Source organism: Mitsuaria sp. BK037, from assembly GCF_014193045.1.
Classification (GTDB): Bacteria; Pseudomonadota; Gammaproteobacteria; order Burkholderiales; family Burkholderiaceae_C; genus Roseateles.
On sequence record NZ_JACHYS010000001.1, the window covers coordinates 2,307,089 to 2,332,389 of the forward strand.

At 72.2% G+C, this 25,301-nt stretch carries 24 protein-coding genes and 1 pseudogene; 12 read left to right on the top strand and 13 right to left on the bottom strand.

Translation table 11 applies throughout. The features are described from left to right. Positions 1–19 precede the first annotated feature (19 nt). Positions 20–1,147 (top strand): succinylglutamate desuccinylase/aspartoacylase family protein, encoded by a 1,128-nt coding sequence (locus tag FHT37_RS09520; RefSeq protein WP_183480442.1) that lies wholly within the window; start codon positions 20–22, stop codon positions 1,145–1,147. Next, a complete protein-coding gene (locus tag FHT37_RS09525) occupies positions 1,147–1,917 on the top strand; it encodes an ABC transporter ATP-binding protein (protein WP_091733154.1) in 771 nt (256 codons plus the stop codon). The genes FHT37_RS09520 and FHT37_RS09525 overlap by 1 nt, the downstream gene beginning before the upstream one ends. Before the next feature lie 71 nt (positions 1,918–1,988). Here FHT37_RS09525 and FHT37_RS09530 read toward each other — a convergent pair whose 3' ends face one another. The 3 genes and pseudogenes from FHT37_RS09530 to FHT37_RS09540 all read right to left on the bottom strand — a co-directional run bounded on the left by FHT37_RS09530 (position 1,989) and on the right by FHT37_RS09540 (position 3,148). Next, positions 1,989–2,309 carry a DNA-binding transcriptional regulator gene (locus tag FHT37_RS09530; RefSeq protein WP_141225441.1) on the bottom strand — a complete coding sequence of 107 codons (321 nt, stop codon included), beginning with the start codon at positions 2,307–2,309 and terminating at the stop codon, positions 1,989–1,991. 81 nt (positions 2,310–2,390) lie between these two features. Further along, positions 2,391–2,480 (bottom strand): annotated as a pseudogene (locus tag FHT37_RS09535) (type II toxin-antitoxin system RelE/ParE family toxin); the annotation flags it as partial. Positions 2,481–2,758: 278 nt separating this feature from the next. After that, positions 2,759–3,148, bottom strand: coding sequence for a nuclear transport factor 2 family protein (locus FHT37_RS09540; RefSeq protein ID WP_183481463.1), 390 nt, complete (start codon positions 3,146–3,148; stop codon positions 2,759–2,761). A 133-nt stretch (positions 3,149–3,281) separates the two neighbouring features. Here FHT37_RS09540 and FHT37_RS09545 point away from each other — a divergent pair, with 133 nt between their 5' ends. Beyond that, the gene (locus tag FHT37_RS09545; protein WP_183480444.1) at positions 3,282–4,169 is read left to right on the top strand and encodes a LysR substrate-binding domain-containing protein; all 888 of its coding nucleotides are present in this window, start codon (positions 3,282–3,284) and stop codon (positions 4,167–4,169) included. A gap of 80 nt (positions 4,170–4,249) precedes the next feature. On the opposite strand, the gene FHT37_RS09550 is transcribed toward FHT37_RS09545, so the two are convergent. The 10 genes from FHT37_RS09550 to orn form a co-directional block, all read right to left on the bottom strand. Next, a complete protein-coding gene (locus FHT37_RS09550) occupies positions 4,250–4,603 on the bottom strand; it encodes a DUF1428 domain-containing protein (protein WP_183480446.1) in 354 nt (117 codons plus the stop codon). Positions 4,604–4,843: 240 nt separating this feature from the next. After that, positions 4,844–7,663 (bottom strand): ATP-binding protein, encoded by a 2,820-nt coding sequence (locus tag FHT37_RS09555; protein WP_183480448.1) that lies wholly within the window; start codon positions 7,661–7,663, stop codon positions 4,844–4,846. After that, the gene (locus FHT37_RS09560; protein ID WP_254783565.1) at positions 7,663–8,376 is read right to left on the bottom strand and encodes a hypothetical protein; all 714 of its coding nucleotides are present in this window, start codon (positions 8,374–8,376) and stop codon (positions 7,663–7,665) included. The genes FHT37_RS09555 and FHT37_RS09560 overlap by 1 nt, the downstream gene beginning before the upstream one ends. Further along, positions 8,373–9,893: a hypothetical protein gene (locus FHT37_RS09565; protein ID WP_183480450.1), complete on the bottom strand. Its 1,521-nt coding sequence runs from the start codon at positions 9,891–9,893 to the stop codon at positions 8,373–8,375. Before FHT37_RS09565 ends, FHT37_RS09560 begins: the two co-directional genes overlap by 4 nt. Positions 9,894–9,915: 22 nt before the next feature. After that, positions 9,916–10,434 (bottom strand): GNAT family N-acetyltransferase, encoded by a 519-nt coding sequence (locus FHT37_RS09570; RefSeq protein WP_183480452.1) that lies wholly within the window; start codon positions 10,432–10,434, stop codon positions 9,916–9,918. Then, positions 10,434–11,153 carry a cold shock and DUF1294 domain-containing protein gene (locus tag FHT37_RS09575; RefSeq protein ID WP_183480454.1) on the bottom strand — a complete coding sequence of 240 codons (720 nt, stop codon included), beginning with the start codon at positions 11,151–11,153 and terminating at the stop codon, positions 10,434–10,436. Before FHT37_RS09575 ends, FHT37_RS09570 begins: the two co-directional genes overlap by 1 nt. Before the next feature lie 36 nt (positions 11,154–11,189). Continuing rightward, positions 11,190–13,148: a DEAD/DEAH box helicase gene (locus FHT37_RS09580; RefSeq protein ID WP_255489529.1), complete on the bottom strand. Its 1,959-nt coding sequence runs from the start codon at positions 13,146–13,148 to the stop codon at positions 11,190–11,192. Positions 13,149–13,626: 478 nt separating this feature from the next. Beyond that, positions 13,627–16,035: a hypothetical protein gene (locus FHT37_RS09585; protein ID WP_183480456.1), complete on the bottom strand. Its 2,409-nt coding sequence runs from the start codon at positions 16,033–16,035 to the stop codon at positions 13,627–13,629. Next, positions 15,980–18,022, bottom strand: a complete 2,043-nt coding sequence (locus FHT37_RS09590; RefSeq protein WP_183480458.1) for a chorismate-binding protein — start codon at positions 18,020–18,022, stop codon at positions 15,980–15,982. The genes FHT37_RS09585 and FHT37_RS09590 overlap by 56 nt, the downstream gene beginning before the upstream one ends. A gap of 62 nt (positions 18,023–18,084) precedes the next feature. Further along, positions 18,085–18,651 carry an oligoribonuclease gene (gene orn, locus FHT37_RS09595; protein ID WP_091733105.1) on the bottom strand — a complete coding sequence of 189 codons (567 nt, stop codon included), beginning with the start codon at positions 18,649–18,651 and terminating at the stop codon, positions 18,085–18,087. Positions 18,652–19,103: 452 nt separating this feature from the next. On the opposite strand from orn, the gene FHT37_RS09600 reads away from it, so the two are divergent. The 9 genes from FHT37_RS09600 to FHT37_RS09640 all read left to right on the top strand — a co-directional run bounded on the left by FHT37_RS09600 (position 19,104) and on the right by FHT37_RS09640 (position 25,300). Next, on the top strand, positions 19,104–20,711 hold the full coding sequence (locus FHT37_RS09600) for a sensor histidine kinase (protein ID WP_183480460.1): 1,608 nt from the start codon (positions 19,104–19,106) through the stop codon (positions 20,709–20,711). Positions 20,712–20,769: 58 nt separating this feature from the next. Then, positions 20,770–21,507 carry a response regulator transcription factor gene (locus FHT37_RS09605; protein WP_091733099.1) on the top strand — a complete coding sequence of 246 codons (738 nt, stop codon included), beginning with the start codon at positions 20,770–20,772 and terminating at the stop codon, positions 21,505–21,507. 86 nt (positions 21,508–21,593) lie between these two features. Beyond that, positions 21,594–22,643 carry a phosphatase PAP2 family protein gene (locus FHT37_RS09610; RefSeq protein WP_091733096.1) on the top strand — a complete coding sequence of 350 codons (1,050 nt, stop codon included), beginning with the start codon at positions 21,594–21,596 and terminating at the stop codon, positions 22,641–22,643. Further along, positions 22,640–23,272 carry an isoprenylcysteine carboxylmethyltransferase family protein gene (locus FHT37_RS09615; RefSeq protein WP_183480462.1) on the top strand — a complete coding sequence of 211 codons (633 nt, stop codon included), beginning with the start codon at positions 22,640–22,642 and terminating at the stop codon, positions 23,270–23,272. The genes FHT37_RS09610 and FHT37_RS09615 overlap by 4 nt, the downstream gene beginning before the upstream one ends. A gap of 94 nt (positions 23,273–23,366) precedes the next feature. Continuing rightward, positions 23,367–23,927: a response regulator transcription factor gene (locus FHT37_RS09620; RefSeq protein WP_091733087.1), complete on the top strand. Its 561-nt coding sequence runs from the start codon at positions 23,367–23,369 to the stop codon at positions 23,925–23,927. Positions 23,928–23,937: 10 nt separating this feature from the next. Next, entirely contained in the window at positions 23,938–24,138 is a 201-nt protein-coding gene (locus tag FHT37_RS09625) for a Flp family type IVb pilin (protein WP_183480464.1), read from the top strand. 121 nt (positions 24,139–24,259) lie between these two features. Further along, entirely contained in the window at positions 24,260–24,457 is a 198-nt protein-coding gene (locus tag FHT37_RS09630) for a Flp family type IVb pilin (RefSeq protein ID WP_091733084.1), read from the top strand. Between the two features lie 92 nt (positions 24,458–24,549). Beyond that, positions 24,550–24,729: a Flp family type IVb pilin gene (locus FHT37_RS09635; protein ID WP_183480466.1), complete on the top strand. Its 180-nt coding sequence runs from the start codon at positions 24,550–24,552 to the stop codon at positions 24,727–24,729. A 13-nt stretch (positions 24,730–24,742) separates the two neighbouring features. Then, positions 24,743–25,300 carry a prepilin peptidase gene (locus FHT37_RS09640; protein ID WP_183480468.1) on the top strand — a complete coding sequence of 186 codons (558 nt, stop codon included), beginning with the start codon at positions 24,743–24,745 and terminating at the stop codon, positions 25,298–25,300. Position 25,301 lies beyond the last annotated feature (1 nt).

Below are 25,301 nucleotides of genomic sequence, written 5' to 3' on the forward strand. Positions count from 1 at the left end.
GCGCCGCCACCCCACTCCGATGCAACTCCGACAACATCCGCTTCCGAGCCCCACCCCGGGCACGCAGCGCGAGCTGGTCTCGCTGCACTACGGCCGCCCCGGCGAGGGCCAGAAGGTCTACATCCAGGCCTCGCTGCACGCCGACGAACTGCCCGGCATGCTGACCGCCTGGCACCTGCGCCGCCACTTCGACGCGCTCGAGGCGGCCGGGCGGCTGCGCGGCGAGATCGTGCTGGTGCCCATGGCCAACCCGATCGGGATGTCCCAGTGGTGGCTGCAATCGCATCTGGGCCGCTTCGAGGGCCTGTCCGGCGAGAACTTCAACCGCCACTACCCCGAGCACATCGAGGCCGCCGCGCGCCATGCCGAGCCTCGTCTGGGGGCCGACGCGGCGCACAACGTGGCGGTGCTGCGCGCCGCGCTGCGGACCGAGATCCAGGCCGGGAGCGCCGACACCGAGCTCAAGGCGCTGCGCAAGACGCTGATGCTGCTGGCCTGCGACGCCGACGTGGTGCTGGACCTGCACTGCGACGCGCAGGCGATGATGCACCTCTACACCGAGACGCCGTGCTGGCCGCAGTGCGAGCCGCTGGCGGCCTACCTGGGCGCGGCGGTGACGCTGCTGGCGACGGACTCCGGCGACAACCCCTTCGACGAAGCCTGCTCGCAGGTCTGGTGGAAGTGGGCCCGGCATTTCGGGGATCGCTTCCCGATTCCGCAGGCGACGCTGTCGGTGACGGTGGAGCTGCGCGGCCAGCAGGACGTCAGCCATGAACTGGCCGCCAAGGACGCGCAGGCGATCGTCGACTTCCTGATCCACCGCGGCGTGATCGCCGCGGACGGCGCGGTGCCGCCGGTGCCGGTGCCGGTCGGCGACGCACGGCCGCTGGCCGGCTCGATGCCGATCCCCTCGCCGGTGGGTGGGGTGCTGACCTTCCTGCGGGAGGTCGGCGAGGAGGTCAAGGCCGGCGACGTGATCGCGCAGGTCATCGACCCGATCACCGCTCAGGTCACCGACCTGAAGAGCCCGGTGGACGGGCTGCTGTTTGCACGCGACACGCTGCGCCTGGTCACTGCCGGGGCGCGTGTGGCGAAAGTCGCGGGCCGCGAGGCGACCCGCACCGGAAAACTGTTGGGAGCCCGTTGATGTCCGCGGCCAGTCTTGTTGTCGACAACCTCCATAAGCGCTACGGCGATCGCGAAGTCCTCAAGGGCGTGAGCCTCGCCGCGAAACCGGGCGACGTGATCACGCTGATCGGGTCCAGCGGCTCGGGCAAGAGCACCTTCCTGCGCTGCCTCAACCTGCTGGAGCAGCCCTACGAGGGCACGCTCCGCCTGGGCGACGAGCAATTGAAGCTGGTGCGCGACCGCGACGGCAGCTTCAAGGCCGGCGACGCCGCGCAGCTGCAGCGCTGGCGCGCGCGGCTGGCGATGGTGTTCCAGAACTTCAACCTGTGGGGTCACCGCACGGTGCTGGAGAACGTCATCGAGGCGCCAGTGCATGTGCTGAAGCAGTCCCGGGCCGAAGCGATCGAGAAGGCGGAAGCGCTGCTGGCGCGGGTGGGCGTGTCGCACCGCAAGGACGTCTACCCGGCGCAGCTCTCCGGTGGCGAGCAGCAGCGCGTGGCGATCGCGCGCGCGCTGGCGGTGGAGCCGGAGGTGATGCTCTTCGACGAGCCGACCTCGGCCCTGGACCCGGAGCTGGTGGGCGAGGTGCTGAAGGTGATGCGCGACCTCGCCGCGGAAGGCCGCACGATGATCGTCGTCACGCACGAGATGGGCTTCGCGCGCGAGGTGTCCTCGCACACGATGTTCCTGCACCAGGGCCGCGTGGAGGAGCAAGGCGACCCGCGTGAGGTCCTGATCAAGCCGCAGAGCGAGCGCCTGAAGGCGTTCCTGAGCGGTGGATTGAAATAGGTCCGCCTGCCGGCGCCCGGCTGCGCCGAGCGAAAAACAAGCGAACGGCCCGGGCTTGCCCGGGCCGTCGTTCATGGAAACACGGCGGCGAGCCCGCGATCACGCACCATGCGCAGCAGCCGGAGTTCCGCTCCTTGCGGTCCCTTGCCAAGCCCCTGTTCCCACCGCCGGAACTGACGCGCCGTCGTATTGAGGATGCGGGCCAGCGTGTACACGCTGTAGGTCGACTGCTCGCGGATGGCGCGGAAGTCCTCGGCGCGCAGCGGTTGCGGCGCTGACATGCCGACGCGCTCGATCGTGCGCAGATCCTCGTCGTTGAAGGTCCCGCAATCGTGGAGGTCGCGGCTCAACCGAAGCAGGCGTTCCATCGTTTCAGACTTGCGTTTGCGCATCACAGTTCACTTCCTTCAGCTTGTTGCTCTCGATCGAATCGGACAGCTCGCGGATCGATTTGGACGTCAGCGGCTGTCCGATCGTGCGATCCGCTTCTTGAAGAGTCCACTACCGAGATCTGCATCGATCAGCCCGCGTTCCATTTCAGCGACGGCGCGGCACAGGTCCTCTTCTGCGCAGCGCCTGCTTCCTCATCCAGCGCTGAAATCCATCGACCAAGAACACGGCACTCCTCATTCGACCTCCGGGCAAGATTGCGACACGCGCGCTCAGTGACAGGCCGCGCCAGCCAAGGTCTCACGCTGAAGACGGCCTTCCGATGGGGGACACCTTCGGGCGCGCCGTCCGCTCCAGCGCGGTGCAGGTGCCGATCATGCCGGCGCCCAGGACCAGGATCTCCCGTGTCATCGCCCGTGCCCCTTCCTTCTTGCTTTTGCCTCGATGCGCCTCAGGCGTACTTGTCACCGACCAGCGCGCGCACCGGGTGGGTGTCGTACACGATGGTCATGCGCTGGATCCGGCCCTGCTCGTTGAAGTCGAAGACATCCACGCAATCGAAGCGGACCTCGGTGCCGTCCCGCAGCTGCCAGTGATACACGAAGTAGGCCATCGCGCGCGATGCGCCCTGGGCGCTGAGCAGGATGTCCAGCACCTCGATTCGGCTCTGCCCCGAGGCGTCACGTACCTTGTCGAAGAAGGGCCGCGGGCTCATGCAGCCGAGGAACGGCGACACCACCTGCGCGTCCTCGGTGAACAAGGCCACGATGCCCTCGACGTCCGAGGCCTCGAGGCGATCGAGGTAGCGCTTGACGACGGCGACGTGCCCGGCGTCCGGCATCGTCGATTCGGAGATGTGCTGATTCATGAGTGGTACGCATGCCTGCAGTAGGAAGTTGGCTGGATCCTACGAAGCAATCCTCTCGTTAACCAGCGAAAGCTTCTCATGCGAGCCATGCACTAGGATCATGGCGATGACGCCGCGATCCACCCTCCCGCCGCTGCAGAACCTGCAGGCTTTCGTCGCTGCCGCGGAAGCAGGGAGCTTCACCCAGGCCGCAAGCGCGATGCACCTCACCCAAGGCGCGGTGAGCCGGCAGGTGTTGGCGCTGGAGGCGCATTTCGGCTGCGCGCTCTTCACGCGGCAGGCCCGGGGCCTCGCACTGACCTCCGAAGGCGCCGTGCTGCTGGCAGCGGTGCGCGAGGCCCTTGCCGGCATCGGTGCGGCGAGCGCGGCGATCCGCCGTCAGGCGGCGGTGATCAATCTCCAGGTGCCACCCACGCTCGCGGCCCGCTGGCTGCTGCCGCGCCTGCCTCGCCTGCGCCAGGCCCTGCCCGACCTCGAACTGCGCATCTCCACCAACTGGACCGATGCGCCGGACTTCGCGCGCTCCAGCGTCGACGCGATCATTGCCCACGGGCACGGTCGCTGGCCCGACGTCGACCAAGTGCTACTGATGCGCGAACGGCTCACGCCGATGTGCTCGCGGGCCATGGCGACGCGATTGAAGACGCCCGCCGACCTGGCCAAGGTCGAGCTGCTGCATCCCGGCCCCGAGCGACGCGAGTGGCGACGCTGGTTGGACGGTGCCGGTGTCGAGGGCGTCGACGGCGCCAGCGGCCATGTCTTCGACACCCTGGACCTGGCCCTGTCGGCGGCCATGCGCGGACAGGGGGTGGCCATCGCCGACCCGCGGATGCTGCAGGAGCTCGTGGCGGACGGCATGCTCGTGACGCCGTTCGGCGCCCAGGTCGGCTCGGGGAACGGCTACTTCCTCACCTGGCCGCCGGCCCACGGATCGAAGCGCGGCCTGAACGAGCTCCGCGCCTGGCTGTCGAAGGAGTTCTCGAGCCGGCGCTGATCCGGCCCCGTCGCGGAAAGGGCGCGAGCCCGCGCCAGCGGCGCCCGGCAGGCGGCGCGGCGGCGCGCGGACGCCCTTGCTCAAGCCTCGACGATGACCTCGAAGCCGCCGAAGATCATGCGCTGGCCGTCGAACGGCATGCTCGCCGGATCGTGGTTCATGCGCGGGTCCTCCATCGACTTCTTCATGCCCTCGTCGCGCACCTGGCGCGACGGCCAGACGATCCATGAGAAGACCACCGTCTCGTCGGGCTTGCGCTGCACCGCCATCGGGAACGAGGTCACCTTGCCCTCGGGCACGTCGTCGCCCCAGCACTCCACGACCTGCAGCGCGCCGTGGTCCTTGAACACCGCCGAGGCCTCCTGCGCCAGCTGGCGATAGGCCTCGCGCTGGGCGGTGGGCACGGCGATCACATAACCATCCACGTAGTTCATTGCGGTCACTCCGGTTGATCACGCGGCTCACGGCCACGTCCTGCACGACGAACGGCGGCGCGCGAGATCGACATCCTCGTCGCGCATGGCCGGATCGGGTGCCTCCGCCCCTCCACGGAAGGGGAAATGCCGCCATGCGCCGCGCGGGCGCGCGTCGACACGCCGCAGCGCGGGCAATCGGGACGCCCGGCCCCGTCGTGGTCGACAGGCCGGTCCGCGTCGCCCGACGCGCCCGCGCGCTCAGCCGTAGACCGACTTCTCCGGCCGCCGCGCCAGCACCGCGATCGGCGGCGCCCAGCGCTCGCCGCGCGGCTTCTTGCTGGTCACCAGCGTGATCTCCGAGGGCTCGAAGACCTCGACGTTGTGCGTGATCGGCGTCGTCAGCAGGTACTGCGCGCGCGTGCTCTTCAGGAAGTGGCCCACCAGCTGGATGTTGCGCACGTCCAGGTGGGCGAAGGGCTCGTCGATGAAGACGAAGCCGCCCGGCGCGTCGTCGTCCTTCATCAGCCCCACCAGCAGGATCAGGCTCTTGAGCACCTGCTGCCCGCCCGAGGCCTCGCCGTCGTTGAGGCCCACCTCGCCCTTGCCGTCGAAGTTGAACTTCACGTGCAGCCCGGCCTGCGCCAGCACCGTGTCGTCGTTGTCCAGGTGAGGCAGCTCGGCCTGCGCATGCACGCCGGCGAGCTCGCCCAGCTCCTGCACATTCTTCTTGTAGCGCCGCACCGTCGCGCGCAGCACGTCGATGTAGCGCTCGCGCGCGTTGAACGCGGCGATGCGCGCCATCTCGTTGCTCGCGCGGCGGTCGTCGAGCTGCGTGGTCTGCTCCAGCACCGCCACCTGCATCCGCGCATGGCGCTCCTGCACGCCGGCATCGGTCTCCCACACGCCGGTGTCCAGTTCCTGCTGCACGTGGCGCGAGGCGATCTCCGCCTGCTTGGCGTTCTCGAACTCGTCGCGCAGCGCCTGCAGCCGCATCGGATGCACCCAGGCGGCGGGGAACTTCGTCCGCGCCTCGCGCGAGGCACGGGCGGTGGCGATCAGGTCGTCGCGCTTGCTGGCCCAGTCGCGCTCGGCGCGCAGCACGTTGTCCTCGCTGGCCTTGAGGCTGGCCTGGGCGGACTCGTAGTCGCGCTCGGTGCGGGTGGCCGCGGCCACGGTCCGGTCGTGCTCCTGGTCCAGCGCGGCCATGCGGGTCGCCGCCTCGATGCGCGACTGGCGCAGGCCCGGCAGCCGCGCCCGCGCCTCGGCAAATTCCTCGGCCCGCTCCACCAGCTCCTGCGCCGCCTTGTGGCCCTGCGCCGCGCGCTGCGCGTCCTTGAGCTGGCGCTCGATCTCTAGTTGCTCCTTGGCGAGCTTGGACAGCTCCAGGTCGTAGCGCGTCAGCTCCTTGTCCAGCGAGGCGCGGCGCGCATCGAGCGCGGAGTCGCCGAACTGGTACTCGCGCGGCTCGACCCACAGGCTGCGACCGCCGCGGCCATCGCGGTAGTAGGCCTCGGTGGTGATCCACTCGCCGCCGGCCTGGGCGCCCTTCTCGGTGTCCGCGACGCAGCGGATCGAGGCCAGTTGCCGCAGCAGCCAGCCCGGCGCCTTGGCGTTGAACTTCAGCACGGACAGCAGGCTGTCCTTCGGGCTCACCGCCGGCGCATGCTCGCCATCGGCGACGACGTAATGCCGGTAGCGCTCGCGCGAGGCGATGCGGTAGGCCTGGCTCTCGTCGCTGGCGCGGGCCAGCACCACCACCCAGCGGGACGGCCGCAGGAAGCCCTCGGCCGCGGCGCGCCACTGGTCGTCGGCGATGTCGATCGCGTCGGCCAGCACGTGGTGCGCGATGCCGGCTTCGTCCAGCGCCTTGCGAAAACGCGTGACCTCCGACGGCGGCGGCGGCACGCGGTGCCCGGTCAGCTCGTCCATCGCCTGCTGCGCCTTGCGCTGCTGGTCGTTCTGGCGCGTGAAGCTCTCGCGCAGCTGATGCTGGCGCGTGCCCAGTTCCTCGAGCTTGGCCGTCAACGCCGCGCCATCGGTCTCGACCGCGGCCAACGCCTTCAGGTCGTCCTCGCGCTTGGCGAGCTGCTCCATCGGGCGCTCGCCGTCGCGCGCCGCCTCGAAGGCCTGGCGCGCTTCCTTGCGCTGCTGCTCCAGGTCGGCCAGCTTGTCCTTGGCCGCCTCCTGCGCCTTGAACAGCGCCAGCAGCTGCGCGCGCTTGTCGCTGATGCCGCGCTCGTCGGAGCGCGCGAACAGCCGCTGCCGGTGCAGCTCGCGCAGCTGCTGCGCGGTGCGCTGGCGCTGCTCGCTCCACTGCAGCACCGGCACGACCTCGGTGGCCAGGCGCTCGCGCTCCTTGAGTCGCAGCTGGTACTGCTGGTAGCTGTTGACGCGGTTGGACAGGTCGGACAGCTGCGCCTGCGCGTGCGACAGCTCGTGCTGCGCCTGCTCGACTTCCTTGACCAGCTGCTGCTGGTGGTTGCGCGCCAGCTCGTAGCGGTCCAGCACTTCCTGGTCGCCGAAGACCTCGAACACCAGGCGCAGCAGCTCCTTGGGGGAGAGCTCGCACAGGCGGTCCGTCTGGCCCTGCTCCAGCGCCAGCACGCGGCCGATCGCGCGCGTCAGGCCGGCGGCCTCCAGGCGCTTCTTCCAGGCTTCGATGCCCAGCCAGTCCTTGTCGGCCTTGGTGTCGAGCTCCTCGATCTCATGCACGCCGTCGACCAGGATGTAGCGGCGCACCCAGTCGCCGCCCTGGCGCGAGATGCGGCAGGCCAGCGTCACCTGGTCCGCGTACAGCAGCGAGCTCGCGAACGGCCGGCTGCTGTTCTGGCGGCCGCGCGGGCGGTTGTCCACCAGCGCGCGCAGCCAGGCGTGCTCGGCGTTGGCATGGCGGGCGTAGGTCTTGTAGGTGCGGCCGCCAGAGCACTCCAGCCCCAGCAGCGTCCGCATCGCATCCAGCAGCGTGGTCTTGCCCGAGCCGTTGGGCCCGGCGATGGTGATGATGTTGCCGTCCAGCGGCATCGAGACGCGGCGGCAGTAGTCCCAGTGCAGCAGTTCCAGGGATTGCAGGTGAAACATCAGGCGTCGCTCAGGTCGGATTCTTCGTTGTGGCGGGCGGCCAGGATGGCATTCAGCATCGGGCCGGATTCCGCATCGGTGCTGCGCGCCAGCACGTCGGCCAGCGCGCCGTCCAGGATGCGCGGCGCCAGCGTGTCGTAGTCCAGCAGCAGGTCCAGCAGCGGGCCCTCGCAGATGTCCTCGCCCTTGCGGGTGATGAAGCCCTGGCGCTCCAGCAGCTTGAGGTTGGCGTCCAGCCGCATCTTCTTGCCCAGCTGGTTGCCGAAGTCGGCCAGCAGGCTGCGGTAGGACAGCGTCGGCGCGCTGCTCGCGGCGCTGGGCAGCGGCTTGTCCTTGGCGAACATCTCGCCCTGCCCCTCGGCGGCCTCCTCGGCGCGCGCGAGCTGGCGCTGGCGCTTGGGCAGCACGATCAGCGCCCACACCACCACCAGCAGCGCGACGCCGTCGCGCGGCAGGTCCAGGTTGTTGTTGGAGGCCAGGCCGGTCTCGCCGAACACGGCGACCTCGGCCGGGCGCAGCATCGCCAGCGTGATGTGGTCGGCGTAGACGTTGTCCACCACGCGCAGGCCCACGGCGGCCACGCGCTCGTTGACCGCGCGCCAGAGCTCCTGGTCGATCAGCGCGCGGCGCACCAGCGGCTGGTTGCGCGGCAGCCAGCGGCGCGCCAGCAGTTGAGCCGCCAGTTGGGCGGCGTCGTCGAGTTGATTGCTCATGACTGGGAAGGCGGTTCAGCCGCGACGCTGACGTCGGCGGCAGGTTCGGGAGAGGCGGCGATCGCGTCGCCCGCGGCCGCTTCGACAGGAGCAGCGGCAGCCGCATCAGGCGCGGCAGCAGCGGCGGCCTTGCGGCGGCCGCGCCGGGGCGCTTCCTCGGGCGGGCGCCACTTGGGTTCGGGTTCGGGCTCGGCGGGCGGCTCCACGTCCGTCGAGTGCAGCACGCCCTGGCTCATCCAGCGCACGTGCTCGTCATCGATCTCGCCCTGTTCGGCGGACCAGCGCACGCGCCACGGCTGGCGCGCCATGTCGCCGGTCGCGCCGGCCAGATGCTGCGCCTGCGGATCGCCCAGCAGCGGCAGCAGCTGCGCCCGGTAGGCCGCGCGCGCGTAGCTGCCGCCCAGCACCGCGGGACGCAGGTCGTTCATCGGCACGCCGTCGCCGCTCCAGCGGCCCAGCAGCGCCTGCAACTGGGCCATCTCCGGCGGCAGGCTCATCACGGCCAGTTCGCCCGGGGGCGCGGCGAGGCCGCTGGGCAGCGGCTCGGGCGTCGGCGGCACCGGACGGTCGCGCTCGAACTCGGCCTCGCAGCCGTCCAGCAGTTCATGCTGCGCGACGAAGACCGGATGCACCGGCCGCGACAGCGCGCCCAGCGCCAGGTTTTCCAGGAACGGGACCTCCTGCAGCCAGCGCCGCACGTCGGTCGTCGTGATGCCGGTGGAGCCCAGCGTCACCCGCTGGCGGTCGGCCTGCTGCAGCGCGCGGTTGAACTGGCTGGCCATCGCCAGCAGCCGCGCCTGCGCCAGGCCGAGCTCGCGCGCCAGGCGCTCCAGGCGTGCGTTCCCGTCGTTCTCGGCCTGCCGGATGATCGCGGACAGCGCCTCGCTGGCGCGCTCGACCAGCTTGAGCGCGCGCTCGAAGCGCATGCGCGCGCGGCGCAGATGGAACTCGGAGCCCGAGGCGATCGCGTCGGCGAACTCGTTGTAGAGCCGCGAGAGCTGGGCCAGCAGATGCTGCAGCTGCGCCGGCTCCAGCGTGCCGAGCTGCTGCGCGCCCGCCACGTTGGCGAGCAGGCCGGCCAGGTCGCCGTCCTCGTCGGCGGCCTGGCCCTGCGTCAGCGGCGAGACCATCGCCATCAGCTGCTGCGCCAGCGGCGTCACGCCGTACTGCTGGTTGGACGCGTCCCAGGCCAGCAGCTGCGCGTCGCGCAGGCGCTTGAGCACCAGCTCCAGCGCCTCGTCGCGCAGCAGGTGGAAATGGCGGTTCAGGTCGTCGCGAGAGAGCCGCGAGTGCGGCAGGCTCATCAGCTCGATGAACACCCAGACGCGCAGCCGCACCAGCGTGGACGGGCCGTGGAACAGCGCGCGCTGCGCGGCCAGCAGGGCCTCGTTGCGTTCCAGCTGCCACCACAGGAGGGAGTCCTGCGGGAGCTGGCCTTCGCGGAAATGGTCTTCGAAAGAGGGTTCGGGGAGATCGTCGCGCAGAGCGTCGTCCGCGCCTCCCGGGGTCAGGGTCATGGGGCGGGATTATCGCGCCCCCTCAGACGGGTCCGAGCGCCCTTCGCATCAGGGTCGCCCCGGGGCCGAAGCTGGCCAGTTTCCGCGCCAGCGCGGAGCCCGAAGGCGCATCCGCGGCGGCGAAGCCCTGGCGCTGCCAGTACTCGCGCGAGCCCTGCACCGCCACCAGCGCGATCTGCGCCAGGCCCATGTCCTGCGCGCGGTTCACCACCTGCCGCAGCAGCTTGCGGCCCAATTGCCGCGAGCGCCCCGCCGGCGACACCGCCAGGTCGTGCAGGTACAGCGTGCGCGGCGCGCGCGCCGGCGCGACCTCCTGCGCATCCAGGGCCGGCAGTTGCCCGTCGTCCACCGGCAGGCTGACGACATAGGCCAGCGGCTCACCGGCCTCCACGGCCAGGTAGGAGCAATGCAGATGGCGCGCCGCGTTCAGCTTGGCCTCGAAGGCCTCGGCGCTTTCCAGGAACTCGGGCCCATAACACTGGGCCTGCAAGGCGAGCACGGCGGGAAGGTCCGCTGTGCCGATCACTTTCAACTGCAGCATCAAACGAAGTCGCCGGCCGATCGCGTGTTCCAGTGGTCGGAGATCCCCGAGAAGAAAGGCGACAGCAGCGGCGTGAAGAGACAAACGAAGGCCAGGATGTTGAGCGCGACGCTCAACCAGAACACCCGCCGGAAGCCCGGCTTGGCGCTCTTGTGGCGTAGCAAGTGCTGGGCCAGCAGCGCACCGGGCCAGCCGCACAACAGCGCGAGCCCATGCAGCGTGGACTCCTTGACGCGCCACTGGCCCAGCCGGGCGGCGCGCTTGTCCAGCGCGTAGACGATGAAGGTCGCGAAGCTCATCGCGACATAGGTGCCCCACAGCCCGCGCGGCAGCGGCCAGGCCAGGTGCGTGAGCAGCACCAGCGTGGCGAATCCCGGCACCAGCCAGAGCGAGGCACCGGTGTCGGCGGAAGGCTTGGAGGATGGGGCCGAGCCGCGCAGCGGCTGCGCCCGGTCGCGCGGCCGGGCCGCGCCGCCCGGGCGTGGCGCCGGGCCGGCGGGGGCCGGCTTGGGCTCGAGGCTCCTGACCTCGAGCGCACGGGGCTTGCCCTGCGCGTCGGCGCCGGGCTGGTAGCTCACGCGCTCGCCGACGAAGGGCCGGCGGGCGCGCAGGCCGAAGGCGCTGATGTGCACGAAGCGCTTCGGGCCGCCATCGGACGGCGCGATGAAGCCGTAGCCCTTCGCGTCATCCCACTGGACGATCCGACCCTCGACGCGCATCCCTCAGCGTTCCCCTTCAGTCCGAGCCGCGAGGGCTCAGTAGCCCTTGCGCGGGCCCTTCTTGACGAAGCCGCCGCGGTCGTCGCCGCCTTGGCGCGGGCCCTTGAAGGCCGGCTTGGCCGGACGGCCTTCGAAGCCGTCGTTGCCCTTGAAGGCCGGGCGCTCGGCGCGCGGGCCGTAGCGGTCGTTGTTCTCGGCCGAACGATCGAAGCGCGGATCGAAGCCGCCACGGCGCTGCTCGAAGCCACCGCCGTTGCCGCCCTGGCCGCCACGCGGGCCGCCGAAGTCACGCTGCGGACGGTCCTGGACCTGGCCGTCGCGACGCTCGAAGCGGTTGCCGCCGCCGAAGCCCTGGCCGTCACGCTGCGGACGATCGCCGAAACGCGGGCGGTCGCCGAAGGGACGGTCGCCCTGCGGGCGGTCACCGAAACGCGGACGGTCGCCGCCTTGCGGACGCTCGAAACGGTTGCCGCCGCCGAAGCCGCCCTGGCCGCCCTCGCGACGCTCGCCAAAGGCCGGACGGCCTTCCGGACGCTCGAAGCGGGCGCTGTTGTCGAAGCGGTTGTCGCCGCCGCCGAAACCACCGCGGTCGTTGCCACGGAAGCCGCCGCCTTGCGGACGGCCATAGCCACCGCGACCGCCGCCGAAGCCGCCACGGTCGTTACCGCGGAAGCCGCCACGGTCACCGCGGTCGAAACCGGGGCGCGACGGGAAGATGCGCGGCTCTTCGTTGCGCGGCTCCAGGCCTTCGATGCGCGAGACCGGGATCTGCTGTGTCGTGAACTGCTGGATGCGCTTGATCATCGAGATGTCGCCGCGCTCGGCCAGCGTCACCGCGATGCCGGAGCGGCCGGCGCGGCCGGTGCGGCCGATGCGGTGGACGTAGTCCTCGGCCTTCATCGGCAGGCCGAAGTTGATGACGTGCGAGATGGTCGGGACGTCGATGCCGCGGGCGGCCACGTCGGTGGCGACCAGCACGCGCAGGTCGCGGCGGCGCAGCGCCATCAGCGTGCGGTTGCGCTTGCCCTGCGGCATGCCGCCGTGCAGCGCGGCGACGCGGTGACCGATGGCCTCCAGCTGCTCGGCCAGCCACTCGGTGTCCTGCTGGGTGCTGGTGAAGACCACGGCCTGGTCGACGTCGCGCTCGCCCAGGATGTGCTCCAGCAGCTTGCGCTTGTGCTGGCCGTTGTCGGCCCAGTGCAGGCGCTGCTCGATGTTCTCGTGGGTCTCGGTGTGGCCCGACACGTCGATGCGCTGCGGGTCCTTCATCAGCTGGGCGGCCAGGCGGCCGGTGTTGCCGGCGAAGGTCGCGCTGTACATCAGCGTCTGGCGCGTGGCCGGGATCTGCTCGGCGACGAAGTTGATGTCGTCGATGAAGCCCATGTCCAGCATGCGGTCGGCCTCGTCGAGCACGAACATCGTCACGTTCTCGAGCTTGCAGCGGCCGCTGTTGATGTGGTCGAGCAGGCGGCCCGGGGTGGCGATCAGGATGTCCAGGTGGCCGCTGAGCGCGCGCAGCTGGTGGGCGTAGGGCATGCCGCCCAGCACGGTGGCCACGCGCAGGCCCTGGATGTGGCGGCCGTAGGTCATCGCGGACTTGGCGACCTGCATCGCCAGTTCGCGCGTCGGGGCCAGCACCAGCACGCGCGGGCCGATGGTCTTGGTCTTGCTGCCGGCGGCGCGCTCGGCGCGGGCGGTCAGCACCTGCTGCAGCGCGGGCAGGATGAACGAGGCGGTCTTGCCCGAGCCGGTGCGCGAGGACACCATCAGGTCCGCGCCGGTCAGCGCGGGGGGAATCGCCTGGGCCTGCACCTCGGTGGCGTTTTCGTAGCCGGAGTCCTTGACGGCGCGCAGCAGCGCGTCGTGCAGGCCCAGGGCGGAGAACGGCGTGCCGCTCGTTTCCGCGTCGTTGCCGAGTTCGCCGGCTTCGATCTGGGAGTCGAGCTCGTCGTTCTGGTTCTGGGCGTCGGCGTTCATGTCGTGGTCGAAACTCATCTGTCTTGCAATCCAAAGGCACGCGCCGCCACCGACGCCGAAGGACGGCGTCCGCGCTGGCGCGCTGTGGCCTGTCATGCGATCTCGATCGGATCGCGGCAGGACCGTGATGTCGCTGGGAGAAAGCTCGCGTCGATCACCAGGCAAGAGAGACACGCGCAGCGCGGCCGCCGAAGCAGCCCACGAGCGGGTGGAAGGGCCTGGTGAGGCGCCGGGGAACAGTCAAAGCGACGGCATCGCCGCCGACCGAACCCGAGGGCATGCAGGGCGCGCTTCCCGTGGCGGGAAACCGCTCCGGAGGAGATCCGGAGCCTGCGTGGGCATCCGTCGGGATGGCCGGCGCAGCGGTCTGCAAGAGGTCAGAGGAGACGTACGAAGCACCGTCTGAAACGGTGAAGCCCGAGAGTATAGCGACTTTTCGGGTTTTCACCTAGCACCATTTGATCAGCGCCCCACGGCGCTGGTTGATGCCGCTGTTTCAGAGGCCTTCGAGCAGTGTCGGCAGCACGGCCATCAGCGCGTCGAGCTGGTCGCCCTCCAGCCAGGCCGGCGCGGCGTCCAGCCAGTCGGGGAAGCTCACGCCGTCGCGCTGCGCGCGCAGCACGGCGGCGTCGAGCGAGTCCTCGATCAGCAGCAGCGCCGCCGGCACACCGCAGGCCTCGTCGCCGCAGACGGCCTCCACCCGATGCGCCAGCACGGCCGGCTGCCACGGCAGGTCGGCATGCACGAGGGCGACCCGATCCTCAGCCAGCGCCCCGCCCGGCAGGCTGCCGAGCGCGTCGTCGCTGGCCAGCAGCACGCCGGCCTCGGCGGAGCGCCAGGCCGACAGCGCGGCCGCGCGCGCCGCCGGTGCGTCGCCGGCACGCAGGCGCTGCGGCGGCAGGCGCCGCAACTGGGGCGACATCGACAGGCTATCCAGCAGCGTCTCCGAGCGCGCGCAGACCACCAGCCGCGCGGCCGCCGGCACGGCGCCCTGGATCCATTCGCGACGCAGCGCGAGCACCGCCTCGGCCTTGGCCGCCAGCGCCTGGCGGGACGCCGGCGGCAGCAGCGACAGGGCCTCCAGCAACTGCTGCTGCTCGGCACTGGACAGGAAACGCAGCGCGGTCCAGCGCTCGATCAGCTGGCGCAGCTGCTTCAGCGGCGCGGCCGGCAGGCTGGCGCCGTTCGCGCCGGCGCCGTCGAGCCACACCGGCGACAGCAGCGCGGCAGGCAACTGGTCCGCCAGTTCGCGCTTGCGGCGCGAGAGCAGCACCGATTCGAGCGCCTCGCGCTTGAGCTTCTTGCCGGCGTCGTCGGGCAGCGCGCGCAGGCGCGCCAGCGGGCCGCGGCGCATGTCGTCGAGCCAGTCGATCCACTCGACCAGCCGCGCGTCGGCCAGCGGCTCCTGGTGCGCGATCAGCAGCAGCTGCGGGGCCGGCACGGCGCGCAGCGCCGTCAGGCGCTCCGGCTCGACCGATTCAATGCCGTCGACGACCAGCAGCGCCGCCTGCGGCTTCGCGGGTGGCGTCGCGGCGACGGTCACCGACTTCGCCTCCTCGCCCAGCCAGCGCGTCAGGTCGCGCCGCCAGGCGGCGTGGGCCGCCTCCGGGGCGATGACGACGGCGGGCTTCACGCCGAAGCACTCGCCCCACAGCCGGATCGCGGCGATGGCCGCGCCGCGCTGCCCCAGTCCGAGGTCGTCGGCCACGAGCGCACGGCCGGCGCAGACGGCGAACAGCGCCGCCTCCCAGGCATGGACCGGCAATTCGTCGCGCAGCAGCGCGCGCATCGCCGCGCCGTCGGCCATCGCGGCCTCGATCCGCTGCACCCGCGCCTGGGCGTCGCGACCGCAGGCCAGCTGCGACCACACCGGCGCGTCCACGCGCAGCACGACGCCCAGCGACCGGGCTTCGCTCAGCAGTTCCTGCAGCCAGGCATGACCGCCCTCGGCGGAGCGGCGCAGTTGCTCGTCCAGGCCGTCCTGCTCGCGCAGGCGGTCGGGGACCTCGCGACCGCAGACCCACTGCAGCCGCCGCTGCGGCCCGGGCACCAGCCAGACCTCGGCCTCGCGCGCGGGCCAGCCGGCGTCGAGCGCCTCCTGCTGGGCGGCATCGAACAGCGCCAGCAGATGCTCGCCGTGCTCGCAGGTGCCCTGGTCGCGATAGCCGGCGCAATCGCAGCGCCAGGTCTGGCGGCCCAGCAGGCGCAGCCGGCAGGTCGCGCCGGTCAGGCCGTCGCGCAGCTCATAGTCGCCGAACACGCCGTCGTCCTCGCGCGCGCCGAGCGTGAAGCGCGGCGGCTCGGCCGGGACCGCGGGGGCCGCCTCGACCGCAGGCTCGACCTTCGGCTTGCGACGGCCCTTGCGGGGAGCGGCGCTCTCGTCGCTCTCCGTGGCCACGACTTCGGCTTCAGTCGAAGCTTCGACTTCAGTCGAGGCGTCGGCCTCGGCGGAGGCTGCGGCCTCGGTAGGGGCTGCGGCCTCGGTCGGGGCCGCAGGCTCGGTCGAAGCTTCGGTGTCGGTATGGACCTCGGCGGCGGTCGCGCGTTTGCGGGCCGGTCGCTTCTTCGGCGCGGGCGCAGGCGCGGCCGGCTCCGCCGCCGCTTCAGGCGCTGCCTCGGCAGCTGCCGCCAGCTCAGGCGCGGCCTCGGTCGTCACCGGCTCGGCGGGCACCGCCTTCGCGCGGGAGGCGCGCTTGCGCGCCGGCTTCGGCGTCGCCGGCTCGGCGGACGCCGCGGGCGTCACGGGCTCGGCGGCCTCGGTCCGCGGGACCGTTTCGGTCGCCGCTTCGTTGCCCGCATCGGTCACTGCATCGGTCACCGCTTCGGCCACCGGCAGGCTCGCTGCCTCGTCACCCACCCGGGTCTTGCGCGCCGCCGGGCGGCGGCGTTGGGTTGTCGTCGTCATGAAGGTCCTCGTGCCGCAGCCGCGCCTCGCGCCAGCCACGGACACCGTTGAAGATGGCGAGCGCATGCGCCCGCCGCAGATCCTGCAAGGTCAGCCGCGCCTCGCGCAGCCGGCCTTGCTCCAGCAGTTCCTCGCGCAGCGTGCCGGGCAGCAGGCCGGCCTCGGCGCGCGGCGTCAGCCACGGCCCGTCCGGCGCCCGTTGCAGCGCGAGGTTGGTCAGGCAGCCCTCGGTGAGCTCGCCCTCCCGGTTGAACAGCAGCACGTCGAAGCAGTCCGCCGGCTTGGCGTCAAGGAAGCCCCGGTACACCTCGCGGCGCGTCGTCTTGTGCTGGATGAATTCGGCGTCGGGCCCGCGCGTGTCGATCGGGCCCCGCGCGAGCGCCACCACGAGCGGCTCCCTCGACGTCGACCCGTCGTCCCCCTCGCCGGGCCCGTCCGGCCCATCCGGCCCATCCGGCCCATCCGGCCCGCGGGCCACGCGCGCCTCCGGCAAGGCCTGGACCGTCTCGGTGAACACGCCATCGCGCGCCAGCGTGAGCCGCACGCGCCAGGACCCATGCGGATGCCGCCGCGCGATCTCGACCAGCCGCGCCTTCGCGGCGTCCGCCGACCAGGCCAGTCCGAAGTGACGCGCTGTGCGCTGCATGCGCGCCAGATGCCGCGGCGCGCGCGCGAATTCGCCGGCCTCGAGCCGCATCGTCTCCAGCGCCTCGATGGGCGCGCGGGCGCGGGCCAGGAAGCGCGCCTTGGCACGCCACTCGTCGATCTCGTCACGCGGCCGCGAATCGAGCGTGATGCCGCTGCCCACGCCGCAGCGCAGCGCGCGGCCCGCCTGCTCGACGGTGCGGATCGGCACGTTGAAGGTCACCGCCCCACCCGGCTGCAGCAGCCCGAGCGCGCCGCAGTACCAGCCGCGCGGGCCGGGCTCGAGCTCGTCGATGACCTCCATCGCTCGCTTCTTGGGTGCGCCGGTGATCGAGCCGCAGGGGAACAGCGCCGTCATCACCTCGTCCAGCGCGAGGCCGGCGCGGGTGACCGCGCTGATCGTCGAGGTCATCTGCCAGACCGTGGGCAGCGCGTGCAGCTCGAACAGCCGCGGCACCCGCACCGAGCCCGGCACCGCCACGCGCGACAGGTCGTTGCGCAGCAGGTCCACGATCATGAGGTTCTCGGCGCGCTCCTTGGCGCTGGTGCGCAGGTAGGCCTGCGCGGCCTCGTCGCCGGCGCGGTCGCGGCCGCGCGGCGCCGTGCCCTTCATCGGCTGGGCCGACAGCAGCCAGGTGTGGCTGGCCTGCGGCGCCTCGGGCAGGGGACGCCAGTCGAAGAACAACTCGGGCGAGACGCTGGCGACGCTGTGATGGTCGTCGCCCTCGCCGGTGCGCAGGAACAGCGCGAAGCCGCCCGGCTGCGCCGCGTGCAACGCGAAGAAATGCAGGACCGGATCGAAGTCGCTTTCGTCGCCTTCGTCGCCTTCGCCGGCTTTGTCAGCCTCGTCGGCGCCGACCGTCTCCGCCGCCAGCCGCGTCGTCAGGTTGACCTGATAGCAGTCGCCGGCGCGGATGTACGCGCGGATGCGCTCGACCTGCGCCTGCTCGTCGACATCCGCCTGCGCGTCGCGCCACGCCGTCATCGGATGCGCGCGTCTGGCGCCCGCCGCGGCGAGCGCCTCCGGCCACGGCGCGGGCGGCTCCTGCCAGACATGGAATTCCGCGAGCGGCGCGCCCCCGGCCGGCCGCGTGCGCAGCACCGGATCGAGCGCCCCCGCCGCCTCGTAGCGCAGCCCGCCCAGCACCCACGCGCCGGTCCGCGCCGCGGCATGCGCCAGGCGCAGCACGGCGCGCAGCCGCTCGGCGTCGTGCGCGATCAGCCGCTGCGCCGGCGGCACGAGGAAGGCGCCGCGCAGGCGCTCGCCGTCCTCGCGTGCCAGCGGATGGCGCGGAAAGTCGAAAGCCGCCCACAGGTCCTGGGGGCGGAGCGGGATGTCCATCGGAGCCTCAGCCGCGCGCGGGCGCGTTCCTCATCGGGGCGTCGAAGTGCCGGTCGCGGCGCTCAGTCCAGCTTCAGGAACTGCTCGCGGTAATGGATCAGTTCGTCGATGGATTCGTGGATGTCGGCCAGCGCGGTGTGCTTCTGGGCCTTCTTGAAACCTTCCATCGCGGACGGCTTCCAGCGGCGCGCCAGCTCCTTGAGCGTGGACACGTCCAGGTTGCGGTAGTGGAAGAAGTCTTCCAGCTTGGGCATGTAGTTGGCCAGGAAGCGGCGGTCCTGGCAGATCGAGTTGCCGCACATCGGCGACTTGCCGGCCGGCACGTAGGCCTTCAGGAAATCGATGACCTGCTGCTCGGCATCGGCCTCGGCGATCGTCGACGCCTTGACGCGGTCGATCAGGCCGCTCTTGCCGTGCGTGCCCTTGTTCCAGGCGTCCATGCCGTCCAGCGTGGCGTCGGACTGGTGGATGGCGAAGACCGGGCCCTCGACGCGCACCGTCAGCTGCGCGTCGGTGACCACCACGGCGATCTCGATGATGCGGTCCTTGTCGGGGAACAGGCCGGTCATCTCCAGGTCGATCCAGATGAGGTTCTGGTCGTTCAGCGGCAGCACGGGGTTCTCGCTCATGGCGACGTCCTTGTCTTGTCGGGTCGGGTCTTGCGGCGACGGGGGCCGGCGCCAGGCGCCGGCCGTCGGCCATCGGGAATGGCGCGGATTGTCGCAGCCTTGGCGGCCGGTGCGGCGACTCGCTCGCACCGGCATCGCGATCGGCCGCAACGCCCGTCGCCATGCGGAAAAACGTCGCATCCTTGACGGATCGCGCCCGCCGGGCCCCTGTTCCCGGGGGGTACGGCGTACGCGAGCGATGTCAGACTTGCCTCCAGGCACGCCGCCCACCACGGCAGTGCCCGAGGATCACAACAATGATGCGCGAGTCGTTGGACCCGGCCGGAACGGCCGGGATCGCCGGGCCCTCCGGCGCCCGCGGCATGGGAGGCACCGACACGCCGCCTCCCGCCGCCGGGGCGCCGGCCATTGCCCCGGGTGCGTCCCGGCCGGTCGCCGGACCGTCGGCGGAAATGCGCCGCTTCTCCGCCGGCCTGCGGGTGGTCACGGCGCTGATGTGCAGCATGCTGCTGATCTCCAGCAAGCCGGCGATCGACCTGGACGCGGGCTTCACGATGCTGGTCTACATCGCCTGGGCCGGCGTGCTGATGTGGTCGGACGCCCGCGAGCGTCCACTCGTGCCGGGCCTGGCCGCCTACTGGCTGGACGTGGCCTGGGCCTGCGCCATGATGTGGCACTTCAGCGTGGGCAACATGATGCTGATGCTGGCGCTGGTCCATCCGGTGGTGCTGGCCAGCATCGGCTACGGCGTCGGCCACGGCCTGCTGCTGGCCGCGGTGGCCACGCTGGCGATCGCGGTCGATCCCGACGTCGGACGCGCGCCGCTGCCGACCGCCGAGCGCCTGGGCGGCGCCGCGCAATACCTGCTGCTGGTGCTGATCCCGGCCGCCGCGCTGCTGGCCCGCCCGATGCGCGCGCTGCACCGCCGCATCGCGCTGATCGACGAGATCGAAGCGGGCCTCGATCCCCGACGCGGCCTGGAGCCGCTGTGCGCCGAGCTGGTCGAGCGCCTGCGCCACGGCACGCAGGCGGACGTGCTCGCGCTGGTGCTGCCCAGCCGCATCGGCGCGCCGGCGGCGATCGCCAGCCGCGAGGACGGCGGCTTCCGCGCCCGGCCCGAGGTCCACCAGGCGCTGGAGCGCCTGCTCGCGCAGACCGGCACGCAGGCGCTGAGCTTCACCTCCCGGCGCTGGTGGGATCCGCGCGCCCGCATCCGCGTCCACGCCGGCGCGCGCGCGCCGCGCACCCTGGTCGCACCGCTGGAGGAACTGGCCCGCCTGCTGGACGTCGCCGGCCTGCACATCGCGCCGCTGACGCGCTACGACCGCCAGCATGGCCACATCGTGATCGGCTACCAGGGCCTGCGCGCCCACCGCCAGGACCTGCGCGCGCTGATCGACGCGATGCCCGAGCTGCTGCGCGTCATCGAGCAGGCCGCGCTGGTGGACCAGCTGCAGGACGAGAGCGCCTCGCACGAGCGCGTGCGCATCGGGCGCGACCTGCACGACAGCGCCATCCAGCCCTACCTGGGCCTCAAGTACGCGGTCGAGTGCGTCGCGATGCGCATCCCGGCCGAGAACCCGGCGCGGGCCGAGGTCGACGCGCTGGCCGAGCTGGTCAATGCCGAAGTGGCCTCGCTGCGCGAGCTGATCTCGGGCCTGCGCACCGGCGCGCGCGGCGGCGACAACGCGCTGGTGCCGGCCGTGCGGCGCCAGGCGCGACGCTTCGCGCTGCTGTTCGGCATCGAGGTCGAGGTCGAGTGCCCCGAGTCGCTGCCCAGCTCGCGCGCCCTGGCCGGCGCGCTGTTCCACCTGCTCAACGAGACCCTGAACAACGTGCGCAAGCACACGCAGGCCCGGCATGTGCGCATCGCGCTGCACGGCGAGGACGGTGCGGTGACGCTGCGCGTCGTCGACGACAGCGGCTCGGTCACCGGCCGCGCCGCGCCGGCCTTCCATCCGCATTCGCTGCATGAGCGCGTCGCCGAACTCGGCGGCTCGCTGACGATCTCGCGCCGGGACGGGCTCGACACCGAGCTGCTGTTCCGGATCCCGACCTGACCCCGCTTTCCGGACGCCGGGGAGGACGGCGTCCGACAGCCTCACAAGGAGAACGCCGATGACCGTGACCGTCCCACTCCCCGGCCTGGCGACCCGCCCCATCCGGGTCTTCGTCGCCGAGGACCACCAGATCACCCTCTGGGGGCTGAACCAGCTCATCGAGGCCTCGCGGCCCCGCATGGAGATGGTCGGCTGCGCCTCGACGCTGGACGAGCTGCTGTGCCACGACGGCCTGCCTGGCGCCGACCTGCTGCTGCTCGACCTGGACCTGGGCGGGCAGGACGCGGCCGCGGCCATGGACGCGCTGCGCCAGCGCGGCAACGCGCAGGTGCTGGTGCTGACCGGCGCCGACGACGCGGCCCTGCACCGCGGCGCGGTGATGCGCGGCGCGCGCGGCGTGGTGCACAAGTCCGCGCCGGCGGCGACCATCCTGCGCGCGATCGAGTGCGTCAGCGAGGGTCAGGTCTGGCTGCATCGCGCGCTGATGGGCGAGGTGCTGGGACTGCTCACCGACGGCGCGCCGCGGGCGGCGGCGCCGCGCGACCCCGAGGCCGAGCGCATCGCCAGCCTGACGCCGCGCGAGCGCGACATCATCGGCGTGCTGCTGCGCCAGGCCGGCGCGAAGCTGCTGTCGGTGGCCGACACGCTGCGCATGAGCGAGCACACCCTGCGCAACCACCTCACCACGATCTACGCCAAGCTGGGCGTGCGCGGGCGGCTGGAGCTGCACGTCTACGGGACCGCGCACGGCCTGGACCGCGAACCCGCCCGGGCGGCGGGGGGAGCATTGTCCTAGGCGGCCGGCTCGGCGCCTCCCTGGCGCGCGCGGGCACGGGAACGGACCATGGTCTCCCCACTCCCGCGCAGCGTCCCGAGGCCGCCATGCCGCACCTTCCCCGCCCGTCTCCGGGCCCCCTCGCCCGCGGCCCGTCCGGCCGGGTCGTGCCCCGCGCCACGCTGCGCCGCCAGGCGGCCAACGATCCGTTCGCCGCCGCGCCCCTGGCCGAGCCGCTGCGCCTGGCCGCGCTGCTCACGGCGCTGACCCTCGCCGCCGACGCGATCGGCATCGTCCTCGGCGACTGGCACCTGGCCGGCCGCGACCTCGCGGTGCTGGCCCTGGCCTTGGCCTCGCTGGGCACGCCGCTGCTGCTGCCGCGCTACCGGCATGACGCGCGCATTGCCGTCACGCTGCGCTGCGCGCTGCTGCTGCTCGTGTTCCAGGCCGCCGCGGCCTGCCTCAGCTACCTGCTGATCGCCCTGGCACCACCGCTCACCGATGCCCGGCTGGTGGCCTGGGACGCGGCGATCGGGCTGGACTGGCGCGTGCTGCGCGCGCGCCAGGCCGCGTTGCCCGCCTGGATGGGCGGCGCGCTGCAGGCGGCCTACGACAGCGGGCTGCCGCAGATCCTGGCGGTCGTGCTGATCCTCGGCCTGGGCGGTCACGGCGACCGGCTGCGCGGCTTCATGGGCCGCTACGTCGCGGTGACGCTGGCGGTGATCCTGCTGTCGGCACCGATCCCGGCGGCGGGCGCGTTCAAGCATTTCGGGCCCGAGCTCGGCCTGGCCGCGTCGGCCGACCAATGGCACTTCGAGGCGCTGCGCGACGGCCGCCTGCGCACGCTGGCGCTGGCGTCGATGCAGGGCCTGATCTCGATGCCCTCGCTGCACGCGGCCATGGCGGTGCTGCTGGCGCATGCGCTGTGGCGCACGCGCTGGGCCGCGCCGGCGATCGCGCTGAACGCGCTGATGCTGGCCGCGACGCCGGTGCTGGGCGGCCATTACCTCGTCGACGTCCTGGCCGGCGTGGCCATCGCGCTGCTGGCCATCGCCGCGATGCCGCATCCGGCCCCGCCGCCGCACCGGGCCCTGCCTCCTCGCCCCGGCCGTCGCGGGGACACGCCGATCCATGACCAGACAGGGAGTCCGCCATGACCCAGCCGTTGAACATCGAGGGCCGCCTCACCGAATGGCTGCTGCGCAGCTTCGCGCTGCTGGCGCTGGCCTTCGTGCTGGCCCGCTGGGGCTACGCCTGGTGGCAGGACCCGTCGCGCGGCACGCTGCTGCTGCTCATCGTCTCCGAGAGCTACACGCTGGCGCTGGTGCTGCTGGCGCGACGCGCCGAGCGCCGCGACCTGTCGCTGCCCGCGATCGTCGCCACGCTCTACGCGACCGGCTTCGTCGCGCTGCTCACGCCCAGCGGCACGCAGGCCCACGCGCCCGAATGGGTGGGCGCCTCGCTCCAGCTCGCCGGCCTGCTGTGGCAGTTCTCGGCCAAGGTCGCGCTGGGGCGCTCCTTCGGCCTGCTGCCGGCGCAGCGCGGCCTGGTCGTGCGCGGCCCCTACCGGGTGGTGCGTCATCCCATCTACCTGGGTTACCTGATCGGCCACGCCGGCTTCCTGCTCGTCAATGCCTCGCCCCGCAACGCCGCGGTGCTGGCCCTGCTGTACGTGGCGCAGGTCGTGCGCATGCGGCGCGAGGAAGCGGTGCTCGACGACGCGCAAACCGGCTACCGCGCCTACCGCCGCCGCGTGCCGTGGCGCCTGATCCCCTTCGTCTACTGAGCCGCGCCGCGCCGCGCGCCAAGGAGGAATCTCCCCCCTCGCCCGCCCGCAAGCTCCCGCGCGCCCGACGCGCCCGCTGCCTAGCATTCTTCCCATGAGCCCCCTGCCCACCGTCCCCGTCGTCCCGGCCCCGCCCAGCCCGTTCGGCGTCCTGCTGGTCGACGACCAGCAGGCGGTGCGCGACGGCCTCTCGCGGCTCATCGCCTGCTCGCCGCGCACGCTGCGCTGCCTGGGCGCGGTGGCCACCGGGGAGCAGGCGCTGCTCGCCGCGCGGCAGCTGCATCCCGACGTCGTCGTCGTCGATGTCGACCTCAATGGCGAGGACGGCCTGGCGCTGCTACCGCAGCTGCTGACGCGGTCCCGCGTGCTGGTGCTGACCTGTCACGACGACAACGCCACGCGCGACCGCGCACTGCGCCTGGGCGCGCAGGCCTTCCTCGCCAAGCACCTGCCGGCCGCCGAGCTGCTCGGCACGCTGGTGCGGCTGGGCGGGCTCGGCCGCCCCGGCGCGGCACCGCTCAGCGCCTTCGGCTCGCCCGCCGACGGTGCGTCCGCCGGTGCCGCGGACCAGGACAAAACTCCCCCCCGCCAAGGGTCAAGCTCCCCCCGCGCGATGGCGCCTTCCTCCGCTGCGCGCCGCGACCGCGATGCCTAGAGTGAACGCCATGGACACGCACCGCCACCCGATCCCCGCCGCCGCGATCGCCACCGCGCTGATGCGCGACCAGCGCGCCGCCACGGCGATCGAGTACGGCCTGATCGCCGCGCTGATCGCGGTGGCGATCCTGGGCGCGCTGACGCTGACCGGCTCGTCGCTGGCGGCGCTGTACCAGTACTGGTCGTCGGCCGTGGTGGCCGCGCTCTGACATGAACACGCACAGGAACGAAGACGCGCCTCGCCGGCCGGCGTCCTCCCCCAACAGGCCGGCAGGGTATGGATCCGACCCCGATGGATCTCCTTTCCTCCCCACTTGAAGGAACTTCATCATGCAACTCCTCCCCATCGCCAAGGCCACCCGGGCCCTGAAGCAGTTCGGCCAGGACGACGAGGCCGTCACCGCGATCGAGTACGGCCTGATCGCGGCCTTGATCGCGGTCTTCATCATCGCGTCGGTCACGATCGTCGGCTCCAAGCTCGCGGCCGTGTTCACCGCCATCTCGACCGCGCTGACCACCGCGCTGTGACCGCGACGGCGCGGCCGCGCCGGCCCATGCCGGCCGCGCCCCTCGCGATCGACCACCACCGCCCCTGACCTCCCCCCCCGAGGAGAACCACCATGAACCTGCTGCACCGCCTGGATGCCCTGGCCCGCGACGACAAGGCCGTCACCGCGATCGAGTACGGCCTGATCGCCGCGCTGATCGCCGTCTTCATCATCGCGTCCGTGACCATCGTCGGGTCCAAGCTCGAGGCCGTCTTCACGGCCATCTCCGCGGCCATCACCGCCGCGCTCTGACCGGACCGCCGCCATGTCGTCCCCGGTGCCCACCCCGCTGCTGTTTGCATCGCTGGCCGCGCTCGCCCTCGTGCTGAGCGGGGCGGCGCGCAGCGACCTGCGCACGCGCCGGGTGGGCAACCGCTGGCTGGCCATGGGCGCCGCGCTGGCGCTGGGCCTGCATGCCGCGGCCACGGCGGCCGGTCTCCCTGCATTGGCCGGCGCGCGCTGGTGGTCGCCGCTGGCCGGCGCCCTCACCGGCCTGGCGCTGATGCTGCCGATGTACCTGCTGCGCGCCACCGGCGGCGCGGACGTCAAGCTGGTCGCCGTCGTCGGCGCCTTCCTCGGCGCGAGCGCGGTGACCACCGCGTTCGTCTACACGCTGCTGGCCGGCGGCCTGCTCTCGCTCTTCATGCTGCGCGACGCGAGCGTGCTCACCCGGGTGATGGCCAACCTGCGCGCCCACCTCGCTGAACACCCGCGCGGCATGCCGAACCCCACCCCGCTGGCGCGCACCGCCGCGCGACTGCCCTACGCCGTCGCGATCGCGATGGGCACCGCCGCCGCGCTGGTCGCGCCACCGCTGATCTAGG